The sequence below is a fragment of the Streptomyces sp. MS191 genome (assembly GCF_008042125.1).
GTDB lineage: Bacteria > Actinomycetota > Actinomycetes > Streptomycetales > Streptomycetaceae > Streptomyces.
Genome location: NZ_RDBI01000040.1, coordinates 36313 through 46715 on the forward strand (window position 1 = coordinate 36313; position 10403 = coordinate 46715).

At 72.1% G+C, this 10403-nt stretch carries 11 protein-coding genes; 6 read left to right on the forward strand and 5 right to left on the reverse strand.

The window, feature by feature from the left end:
- Nucleotides 1-27 precede the first annotated feature (27 nt).
- On the reverse strand, nucleotides 28-594 hold the full coding sequence (gene def, locus EAO71_RS06905) for a peptide deformylase (RefSeq protein ID WP_147976902.1): 567 nt from the start codon (nucleotides 592-594) through the stop codon (nucleotides 28-30).
- Between the two features lie 126 nt (nucleotides 595-720).
- Here def and EAO71_RS06910 point away from each other — a divergent pair, with 126 nt between their 5' ends.
- The 5 genes from EAO71_RS06910 to EAO71_RS06930 all read left to right on the forward strand — a co-directional run bounded on the left by EAO71_RS06910 (nucleotide 721) and on the right by EAO71_RS06930 (nucleotide 5392).
- The gene (locus EAO71_RS06910) at nucleotides 721-1968 is read left to right on the forward strand and encodes a Mur ligase family protein (protein WP_147976903.1); all 1248 of its coding nucleotides are present in this window, start codon (nucleotides 721-723) and stop codon (nucleotides 1966-1968) included.
- Between the two features lie 19 nt (nucleotides 1969-1987).
- Nucleotides 1988-2716, forward strand: coding sequence for a type 1 glutamine amidotransferase (locus EAO71_RS06915; RefSeq protein ID WP_147976904.1), 729 nt, complete (start codon nucleotides 1988-1990; stop codon nucleotides 2714-2716).
- A 177-nt stretch (nucleotides 2717-2893) separates the two neighbouring features.
- On the forward strand, nucleotides 2894-3919 hold the full coding sequence (locus EAO71_RS06920) for a 6-phosphofructokinase (protein WP_147976905.1): 1026 nt from the start codon (nucleotides 2894-2896) through the stop codon (nucleotides 3917-3919).
- Between the two features lie 149 nt (nucleotides 3920-4068).
- A complete protein-coding gene (locus EAO71_RS06925) occupies nucleotides 4069-5031 on the forward strand; it encodes a cytochrome c oxidase assembly protein (RefSeq protein ID WP_147976906.1) in 963 nt (320 codons plus the stop codon).
- 154 nt (nucleotides 5032-5185) lie between these two features.
- Nucleotides 5186-5392 carry a hypothetical protein gene (locus EAO71_RS06930; protein ID WP_147976907.1) on the forward strand — a complete coding sequence of 69 codons (207 nt, stop codon included), beginning with the start codon at nucleotides 5186-5188 and terminating at the stop codon, nucleotides 5390-5392.
- Between the two features lie 5 nt (nucleotides 5393-5397).
- On the opposite strand, the gene EAO71_RS06935 is transcribed toward EAO71_RS06930, so the two are convergent.
- On the reverse strand, nucleotides 5398-6294 hold the full coding sequence (locus EAO71_RS06935; protein WP_147976908.1) for a DUF3048 domain-containing protein: 897 nt from the start codon (nucleotides 6292-6294) through the stop codon (nucleotides 5398-5400).
- A gap of 81 nt (nucleotides 6295-6375) precedes the next feature.
- Here EAO71_RS06935 and EAO71_RS06940 point away from each other — a divergent pair, with 81 nt between their 5' ends.
- The gene (locus tag EAO71_RS06940; RefSeq protein WP_147976909.1) at nucleotides 6376-7095 is read left to right on the forward strand and encodes a lysophospholipid acyltransferase family protein; all 720 of its coding nucleotides are present in this window, start codon (nucleotides 6376-6378) and stop codon (nucleotides 7093-7095) included.
- Nucleotides 7096-7227: 132 nt separating this feature from the next.
- On the opposite strand, the gene EAO71_RS06945 is transcribed toward EAO71_RS06940, so the two are convergent.
- The 3 genes from EAO71_RS06945 to ureG form a co-directional block, all read right to left on the reverse strand.
- Entirely contained in the window at nucleotides 7228-8808 is a 1581-nt protein-coding gene (locus EAO71_RS06945; protein ID WP_147976910.1) for an alpha/beta hydrolase, read from the reverse strand.
- A 163-nt stretch (nucleotides 8809-8971) separates the two neighbouring features.
- Complete coding sequence (locus EAO71_RS06950) at nucleotides 8972-9715, reverse strand: urease accessory protein UreD (protein WP_147976911.1); 744 nt, start codon at nucleotides 9713-9715, stop codon at nucleotides 8972-8974.
- A complete protein-coding gene (gene ureG, locus EAO71_RS06955; protein ID WP_147976912.1) occupies nucleotides 9712-10398 on the reverse strand; it encodes an urease accessory protein UreG in 687 nt (228 codons plus the stop codon). Before ureG ends, EAO71_RS06950 begins: the two co-directional genes overlap by 4 nt.
- Between the last annotated feature and the right edge of the window lie 5 nt (nucleotides 10399-10403).

Below are 10403 nucleotides of genomic sequence, written 5' to 3' on the forward strand. Positions count from 1 at the left end.
AGCCCCGTCGCCCGGTGCCACAGGACCTCAGGCCCCCGTCCCCCACGCGCCCGTGTCGGCGCCCCACGGCTCCTTGTGGATGGCCCGCAGCAGACGTGACCTGCGCCACCCCGTGACGCGGTCCGCGTAGACCCCGCCGTCCAGGTGGTCGCACTCGTGCTGGAGGCAGCGGGCGAAGAAGCCGGTGCCCTCGACGCGGACCGGGGAGCCGTCCGTACGGAACCCCTCGACGACCGCCCGGTCGAAGCGCGGGGTGGGCGCCTCCAGGCCCGGCAGGGACAGGCAGCCCTCCGGGCCTCGGTACTCGCCGCCGTCCGCCTCCACCAGGCGCGGGTTGACCAGATGCCCCAGGTGCCGCGCGTCCTCGTCGTCCGGGCAGTCGTAGACGAACACCCGCAGGCCCACCCCCACCTGGTTCGCCGCGAGGCCGACGCCGTTCGCGGCGTACATCGTGGCGAACATGTCCTCGACGAGCCGGGAGAGCTCCGGGCCGAAGTCGGTGACGGGTTCGCAGGGGGTGTGCAGCACCGGGTCGCCGAGCATGGTCATGGCTCGGACAAGGCCGGAACTGCCGGGGATCGGCCGGTTTCGCATGGGCGCAAGGGTACGGTCCGCCGTGACCTCACTGTTTTCGCCGGGGTCGGAACGGTGCCGCTGTTCAGGGCCCTGGCCTGATCTCGATAGGCTGAGCCCGGACCGACGCAAGGAGGAACAAGGAAGATGTCAGGACACCCCGGGAATCCAGAGCCGCTGTCGCCGCGCGCCAAGCTGGCCGTGACGGCGGGCAAGGCCGCGGCCGCGGTGTCGCGAGCAGCGGGACGCGGCAGCGGATCGGTGATCGGCGGCAAGGTGGCGCTGAAGCTCGACCCGGACCTGCTGGGTCGGCTCGCACAGCATCTGGACGTCGTCCTGGTGTCCGCGACCAACGGCAAGACCACCACGACCCGGCTGATCGCCGAGGCGCTGCGGGCGAGCGGCCCCGTCGTCTCCAACGCGCTGGGCGCCAACATGCCCGCGGGCATCACCTCGGCCCTGGCCGGCGGCTCGGACGCCAAGTACGGCGTGATCGAGGTCGACGAGAAGTACCTCGCCGGAGTCGCCCGGGACACCACGCCCAAGGCGATCGCGCTGCTCAACCTCTCCCGCGACCAGCTGGACCGCGCCGCCGAGACCCGCATGCTCGCCGAGAAGTGGCGCGAGGGCCTCTCCGGCACCAAGGCCGTGGTCATCGCCAACGCCGACGACCCGCTGATCGTGTGGGCCGCCTCCTCCTCCCCGAACGTGGTGTGGGTCGCCGCCGGTCAGGAGTGGAAGGACGACGCCTGGTCGTGCCCCTCCTGCGGCGGTGTCATGCAGCGCCCGGGCGACGACTGGTTCTGCGGCGAGTGCGGTTTCCGCCGCCCCGCGCCGAGTTGGGCGCTCAACGGCGACCACGTGCTGGACCCGCACGGTTCCGCCTGGCCGATCCACCTCCAGCTGCCCGGCCGCGCCAACAAGGCCAACGCCGCGACCTCCGCCGCCGTCGCCGCGGTGTTCGGGGTGCCGCCGCAGGTGGCCCTGGAGCGGATGTACCAGGTGCAGGCCGTGGCCGGCCGCTACGACGTCGTCACCTTCCAGGGCCGCGAGCTGCGTCTGCTCCTCGCCAAGAACCCGGCGGGCTGGCTCGAAACGTTTTCCCTCATCGACCAGCCCCCGACCCCGGTGATCCTCTCCGTCAACGCGCGCGGCGCCGACGGCACGGACACCTCCTGGCTCTGGGACGTGGACTACGGGCGGCTGGCCGGGCACCCGATCATGGTCATCGGCGACCGCAAGCTGGACCTGGCGGTCCGCCTGGAGGTCGCGGGCGTGGAGTTCCGGGTGTGCGACTCGATCGACGAGGCCGTCCGCCTGTCCCCGCCCGGACAGATCGAGCTGATCGCCAACTACACCGCCTTCCAGGACGTCCGCCGCCGCGTCGGCAACTGACCCGTAGAGGACTTGCAGCATGAGTGACAGCAGCCTGCGCCTGGTCTGGGTCTACCCGGACCTGCTCAGCACCTACGGCGACCAGGGCAACGCCCTCGTCGTCGAGCGCCGCGCCCGCCAGCGCGGCCTGGACGTCCAGCGCGTCGACGTCCGCAGCGACCAGCCGGTGCCGACCTCCGGCGACATCTACCTGATCGGCGGCGGCGAGGACCGGCCGCAGCGGCTCGCGGCCGAGCGGCTGCGCCGCGACGGCGGCCTGTCCCGGGCCGCCTCCAACGGCGCGATCATCTTCTCGGTCTGCGCCGGCTACCAGATCCTGGGTCACGAGTTCATCAACGACCTCGGCGAGCGCGAGGCCGGTCTGGGCCTGATCGACGTGATCTCCACCCGCGGCGAGGGCGAGCGGTGCGTCGGCGACGTCCTGGCGGACATCGACCCCCGGCTCGGCCTCCCCCAGCTCACCGGGTTCGAGAACCACCAGGGCATCACCCACCTCGGACCGACGGCCCGCCCGTTCGCCCGCACCGTCCTGGGCAAGGGCAACGGCACCGGCGACGGCACCGAAGGCGCCTACAACGACACGGTGTTCGGCACGTACATGCACGGCCCCGTGATGGCGCGCAACCCGCAGATCGCGGACCTGCTCCTGAAGCTGGCCCTCGACGTGAACGCGCTGCCGCCGACCGACGACCGGTGGTACGAGGCGCTGCGCGCCGAGCGGATCGCGGCGGCGACACAGCCCGCCTGACCGCCCTGCGGACTGCACGTCTGAGCACCCTTACGCCCATTGGATTCGTAAGGAAATCCGGTGTCCAATCTGCGGACATCGGGTTCGGCCCCGCCTCCCGGCACCGATAGGGTGGCGGGGATCCAACCGGACGACGTGGTCCGGGAGTCGGCCCACGTTGCAAAGGTATTTCGGGCTATGCGCATTGGTGTGCTCACCTCCGGCGGCGACTGCCCCGGTCTGAACGCCGTCATCCGTTCCGTCGTGCACCGCGCCGTCGTCGACCACGGCGACGAGGTCATCGGCTTCCACGACGGCTGGAAGGGCCTCCTCGAGTGCGACTACCGCAAGCTCGACCTCGACGCGGTCGGCGGCATCCTCGCTCGTGGCGGCACCATCCTCGGATCCTCCCGGGTCCAGCCGGCCCATCTGGTCGACGGCGTGGAGCGCGCCCGCGGCCACGTCGCCGACCTCGGTCTGGACGCGATCATCCCGATCGGCGGCGAGGGCACGCTGAAGGCCGCCAACCTGCTCTCCGAGGCCGGGCTGCCGATCGTCGGCGTCCCGAAGACCATCGACAACGACATCGCGTCGACCGACGTCACCTTCGGCTTCGACACCGCCGTCGGCGTGGCGACCGAGGCCCTCGACCGGCTCAAGACGACCGCCGAGTCCCACCAGCGCGTCCTGATCGTCGAGGTCATGGGCCGCCACACCGGCTGGATCGCCCTGCACTCCGGCATGGCGGCCGGCGCCCACGCCATCGTCGTCCCCGAGCGCCCCTTCGACATCGACGAGCTGACCGCCCGCGTCGGCGAGCGCTTCGAGGCCGGCAAGCGCTTCGCGATCGTGGTCGTCGCCGAGGGTGCCAAGCCGCGCGAGGGCTCGATGAACTTCGACGTCGGCGCCAAGGACATCTACGGCCACGAGCGCTTCACGGGTGTCGCCAACCAGCTGTCCGTCGAGCTGGAGCGGCGCCTCGGCAAGGAGGCCCGCCCGGTCATCCTCGGCCACGTCCAGCGCGGCGGCACGCCCACCGCGTACGACCGCGTCCTCGCCACCCGCTTCGGCTGGCACGCGGTGGAGGCGGCGCACCGCAGGGAGTTCGGCATGCTGACCGCGCTGCGCGGCACGGACATCGTGATGGTGCCGCTGGCCCAGGCCGTCGAGACCCTGAAGACGGTCCCGGCGGAGCGGTACGCCGAGGCCGAGTGCGTGCTCTGACCCGCACCGCTCAGGTCCTGTCCGGGCGATCTTGGAGGATCGGCCGGACAGGACCTGGCCCCCGAACCGCCCCCGGTCGCATCCGCGAACGGGGGCGGTTCTAGTCTGGTGCGGACAACAAGCGCGAATCGGGCTCCAGGAGTACGCAGATGGATCACAGCGGGCACGGCATGACCACGGATCTGCCGCCGTTCACGCTGGGGCGGGGACTGGAGTTCTCGGCGGACCCCTTCTTCCTGGTCGGATGCCTCGTGGCGCTCGCCCTGTACGGCTGGGGCGTGGCGCGGCTGCGGAGCCGCGGCGACGGCTGGCCGGTCAGCCGGACGGTCTTCTTCGTGACCGGCGTGCTGAGCGTGGCCCTGGTGATGTGCACCAAGCTGAACGACTACGGCATGGTCATGTTCAGCGTGCACATGGTGCAGCACATGGTCGTCTCCATGCTCTCGCCGATCCTGCTGCTCCTCGGTGCGCCCGTGACCCTGGCGCTGCGCGCCCTGCCGGTCGCGGCGCGCGGCACGAAGGGTCCGCGCGAGTGGCTGCTGATGCTGCTGCACAGCCGCTACATGCGGGTCGTCACGCATCCGGCGTTCACGATCCCGCTGTTCATCGCGAGCCTCTACGGCTTTTACTTCACCCCGGTCTTCGACACCCTGATGGGCTCGAAGATCGGGCACATCGCGATGATGGTGCACTTCCTCGCCGTCGGTCTGGTCTTCTTCTGGCCGATCATGGGCGTCGACCCGGGGCCGCACCGCCCCGGCTACGTCATGCGGATGCTGGAGCTCTTCGCGGGCATGCCGTTCCACGCCTTCTTCGGCATCGCGCTGATGATGGCGACCCAGCCGATGGTCAAGGCGTACGAGAACCCGCCGGCCTCGCTCGGGATCGACGCGCTCGCCGACCAGAACGCGGCGGGCGGCATCGCCTGGGCGTTCAGCGAGATCCCCTCGGTGCTGGTCCTGATCGCCCTGGTCTACCAGTGGTACCACTCCGAGCAGCGCCAGGCCGTGCGCAAGGACCGGGCCGCGGACCGCGACGGGGACAAGGAGCTGGCGGCGTACAACGCGTACCTCGCCTCGCTCCGCACCCGCGGACAGCAGTCCCTGCCCTGACCGTCCTCCCGGACCCGCGACGACCGACCGGACAGACCCGGACGTTCGCCTTCCGTGGGTTCCGGCGCACGCCGGGGGCGTCCGGGGAGTAGCGCGCACCCCTCCTGCGGGGTCACGATGGGCTGGACGGCCCCGTCATGAGGAGGGCGGACCCATGTCCGGTCCCACGAAGGCGATGAGCGTGATCACTGTCGCGGCCCTGGTGCTGACGACCGCGTACACGGTGGCACTGGGCAGCAGCGGCTGGCTGTGGTTCGGCTGGGTGGTGCTGGGCGTGATCACGATCGGGATGGCCGCCGCCGACAGCAGCGTGCCGGCCGGGCCCGGCCGGGGCCCGGGGCGGCCCGGGCCGCAGCCCTGACCCCGTCATCCGCGCGGGGCGAGGACCACCCAGACCTGGCCGGGGGCGAAGGTCATCGCCGCCCCGGTCGGGGTGGTGAAGGTGGTGCCCGTCGCACCCGTGGGACGGCTCCAGCGGGCGTCGTGGGCGCGTCCGTCGCGCAGCACGACCGCGTTCCCCGACCCGACGGTCTCGGTGTACGGGGAGACGCTCCCCAGGAAGTCGTGGAACCGCGACGGATGGATGTCGACGTACTGCACCACGACCGTCACCGGCTTCAGCGGGCCGCCGTCCGTGGTCCGCGCGGGCCGGCCGTCCATCGCCACCCGCCAGGCCTTGTCCGCACCGGACCAGGTGAAGGTGTAGCGGGCCGCGGGGTAGCGGACGGTCCGTTCCCGCACCGGGGTGCCGCCGTCCGGCGCCGGGCCGAAGCGGAAGCCGATGTCCTGGGCCGGGCCCGCCTGCGGTGCGGCCGCGAGCGCCCGTCCCGGCAACAGGTAGAGGTTGTGGGGCGCGGGGCGGGCGAAGCTCCGCACGAAGGCCCGTGGGGCGTCCTCCGGGGGCAGCGCCTCCAGGGGGGCGGCCTCGAGGAGTGGTTTCAGCGCCGTCTGGGAGCCGGAGTAGGCCAGCGCCGGGTGGCCGAACTGGGCCAGCAGCTCGATGTCGGACTCCCGGGCACTGCGGACGGGGCCCGTCCGGTCGGGCAGCCGTGAGGAGAAGACGGCCAGCAGCCTGGTCTGACCCGCCTCGACCTGTTCGACGTAGACCAGGTCGGCGGCGCCGAGGCCGGTGTGGGGCCGGGCCGGGCTGTACGGTGCGGGGGTCCCGGAGTCGGCGCACCCGTACAGCCCGGCGGTCATCAGCGCGCACAGCAGCGCGGTGACGGCTGCGCCGGGCCGTGAGCGTCGGCGCGCGGCTGCCATCGGTCCTTGTCTCCCCCACCAGTGGACCACGGGTGCGCGAGTGGTTACAAAGGAGGCCACACAAGTGATCGGGGGCAGCCGGTGTTCTACCACGTGCTCAAGTACGTCCTGCTCGGGCCATTGCTGAGGCTGGCGTTCCGCCCGCGCATCGAGGGTCTGGAGCACGTTCCGGACCACGGGGCGGCCATCGTGGCCGGCAATCACCTGTCGTTCTCGGACCACTTCCTGATGCCGGTCGTCCTCAGGCGGCGCATCACGTTCCTCGCCAAGCAGGAGTACTTCACGGGCCCGGGCCTCAAGGGCCGGCTGACGGCCGCGTTCTTCCGCAGCGCCGGGCAGATCCCGGTCGACCGCTCCGGCAAGGAGGCCGGTCAGGCCGCCATCCGGGAGGGGCTCGGCGTGCTCGCGAAGGACGAACTGCTGGGCATCTATCCCGAGGGCACCCGTTCGCACGACGGGCGTCTCTACAAGGGGAAGGTCGGGGTCGCGGTCATGGCGATCACGGCCGGGGTTCCGGTGATCCCGTGTGCCATGGTCGGGACCTTCGAGATCCAGCCGCCCGGCAAGGTGGTGCCGAAGCTCAAGCGGGTCACGATCCGCTTCGGGGCTCCGCTGGACTTCTCCCGCTTCGCGGGCATGGAGGGCGAGAAGGCCGCGATCCGCGCCGTCACGGACGAGATCATGTACGAGATCCTGGCCCTGTCCGGGCAGGAGTACGTCGACGAGTACGCGGCCCGGGTCAAGGAGGCCGAGGCGGCGAAGCCCGGGACACCCCGGCGGTTCCCGCGCCGGAAGCGCTGACGGGCCCGGGAGCGGGGCAGGGCCGTTCGGCCCGGGCGCGGCGGCCCGGGCTGGTGCGGCACGGCCGCCGAGCGCGGAGGGGCGGCCGTCGTTCGACGGCCGCCCCTCGCTTCTCACCGTGTCACCCGGTGACTACGGCTGCGGCGTGGCGTGCGGCGCGCACGTCACGTCCTTGCCGTCCAGCTGCCCGGTCAGCAGGTACGCCTCGACCTTGGTGTTGAGGCAGGGGTTGACCAGGTTGGTGATGCCGTGCGAGCCGGCGTCCTTCTCCGTGATCAGACGCGATCCCTTGAACCGCTTGTGCAGTTCGACGGCGCCGGCGTACGGCGTGGCCGCGTCCCGCTCGGACTGGGCGATGAGCACCGGCGGAAGGCCCTTGCCGGTGCGGACCTCGGTCGGCCGCTGGCGCGGCGCGGACCAGGTGGCGCAGGGCAGGTTCATCCAGGCGTTGGCCCAGGTCATGAACGGGTACTGCTCGTGGAGCCGGGTGTTGTCCCGGTCCCACTTCTTCCAGCTGGTCGGCCAGGGCGCGTCGGCGCACTCGACGGCGGTGTAGACCGCGTTGCCGTTCTCCGAGGCGATGTTGCCGGCCGTGTCGGTCAGGTCCGCGGCGGCGGAATCGATCAGCGGCTGCGGGTCGCCGGCGGCGTAGGCGCTCCACGCCTCGGCGACCGGGGCCCACATCGAGTCGTAGTACGGGGCGTTCTGGAAGAAGCCGACGAGCTCGGCCGGTCCGACCTTGCCGCCCAGCGGGTTCTTCTTCGCGGCGGCACGCAGGGTGTCCCACTGCTGCCGGACCTCGGCGTAGGTGTCACCCAGGTGGTAGGTGGCGTCGTGCTGGGCGACCCAGGTCATCCAGTCCTTGAGCCGGCCCTCGAAGGCGATGTCCTGGTCGAGGTTGACCTCGTACCAGATCTTGCGCGTCGAGGGGTTCACGACGCTGTCCAGCACCATGCGGCGGACGTGGGTCGGGAAGAGGGTGCCGTACACCGCGCCGAGGTAGGTGCCGTAGGAGACGCCGACGAAGTTGAGCTTCTTCTCGCCGAGCGCGGCGCGGATGACGTCGAGGTCGCGGGCGGTGTTGGGCGTGGTCATGTGCGGCAGCATGTCGCCGCTCTTCTCCGCGCAGCCGGCCGCGTACTCGGCGGCCAGCTTGCGCTGGGCGCGCTTGTCGGCCTCGCTGTCGGGGACCGGGTCGGGCTTGGGGCCCTTGACGAACTCGGTCGGGTCGACGCAGGAGATGGGGGCCGACTTGCCGACGCCGCGCGGGTCGAAGCCCACGAAGTCGTAGGCCTTCGCGGCGTTCGCCCAGATCGCGTTCTTGGTGGTGACCCGGCGCGGGAACCGCAGTCCGGAACCGCCGGGGCCACCCGGGTTGTACAGGAGCGCGCCCTGGCGCTCCGCGGCCGTGCCGGTGGCGGCGATGCGGTCGACGGCGAGCTTGATCTGCTTGCCGTTCGGCTTCGCGTAGTCGACCGGGACGGTGACCCAGCCGCACTGGATCGGCTTCTCCAGGCCCCAGTCGGCCGGACAGTCCTTCCAGTCGATGCCCTGCTTCGCGGCCCGGTCGGCCGCGACGGCGGCGCCGCGCGCCTCCGAGTCCGGACGGTGGTCGCGGCTGTGGGCGGTGGCGGCCGGTGCCGCCAGCGTGGTCGCCATCAGCGTGCCCGCTATCAGAGTGCCGGCCGAGCCGAGCACACGAGCGCGTCTCACGTGGTTCCTCCCCCTCTGTCGGCGCCGCCCCCGTCGCGGCGCCGTGAAGTCGGTCAGTCTGTCCGGTGGATCCTTTCGCCTGACCCGCTCACAACAAAAGGGCGTACACGTGTTTCTTTGCCGAACCAATAACCGGACACCCGAGTACCGCTGAGCGGAGCACTCAGGAGGGGGCCAGCGCGTGCAGGGCCTCGTCGAGGACGCGGCGCAGCCGGAGCGCGTCGGGGGCGATGGCGGTGACGAGCGCCGCGGGTCCGGCGAGCGGGGTGAGGACGGCGTGCTCACCGAGCAGTCTCGTCTCCACCGGCTTCTCCTCGAACTCCGGTGCCACGAAGAGCAGTTGCCCGGTGGCACGGTGGCCGTCCAGGACCGCTCCGCCGTCCCAGCCGTCCGGTGCGCCCGGTCCGAGGCGGAGCTCCTGGTCGAGCAGCGGCCGGCCCCCACGGCGTACGGTCAGCCGGGTGAGGAGCGTGCCGGGTTCCTCCCCGTGGCGGCCGAGGATCTGCTCCTCGCGCAGCACCAGCCGTGCGTCGGGGGCGAGTTCGACGGTCGTCCGCATCCGCAGGTCGGAACCGCGGGCGGAGACGAGCGGCTCGGGGAGCCAGCGCAGGTCACCGTCGGCGCCGACGGTGAGCCGGACGTCGTAGGTCGCGGGCTCGGCGGTGCGACCGGGCAGGGCGATCGTGGCGGCCGCCGAGTCGACCCGCAGTCGCGCCCCGGCGCGCACGTCCGCCTCGATGGCGAGCCGGTCACCGCCGAGCGGAGCGCTCATGGCCCCGACGACGGTGACGTGCGTGTACGGGCCCGCGCCGCGGGTCCGGCGGAGGGCGAGCGGCCCGTCGCTCTCCAGCAGGGGCAGGGCGCCGCCGGCTTCGGCGACGATCCGGGCGGTGGCGCGCAGGCTCATGCGGACCAGGCGGCGAGGCGCTCGCGGACCCAGTCGGCCACCGGGGCGACGCCCTGCTCGCCGGTGAGCGAGGTGAAGGCGACGGGCAGGTCGCCGCGCTGCTCCTTGGCGTCCCGCGCCATCCGCTCCAGGTCGGAGCCGACGTAGGGCGCGAGGTCGGTCTTGTTGACGACGAGCAGGTCCGCGGTGGTGACGCCGGGACCGCCCTTGCGGGGGATGTCGTCGCCGCCGGCCACGTCGATGACGAAGATCTGGGCGTCGACGAGGCCCTTGGAGAAGGTGGCGGTGAGGTTGTCGCCGCCCGATTCGACCAGGATCAGGTCGAGCGGTCCGACGGTGTCCTCCAGCTCCTCGACGGCTTCGAGATTGGCGGAGATGTCGTCCCGGATCGCGGTGTGGGGGCAGGCCCCGGTCTCCACGGCCTGGATCCGCTCGGGGGGCAGGACGGCGTTGCGGAGCAGGAACTCGGCGTCCTCGCGGGTGTAGATGTCGTTGGTGACGACGGCGATGGAGAGCCGGTCGCGCAGGTCACGGCAGAGCGCGGCGACGGTCGCCGTCTTGCCGGAACCGACGGGGCCGCCCAGGCCGATGCGCAGCGCGCGGCGGGTGCCGTCGGGGCGGCGGGCGTCGGCGGAGACGGCGGCGGGGCCGACGGTGCCTTCGTGGGAGTGGTCGAGGTGCATGGGGC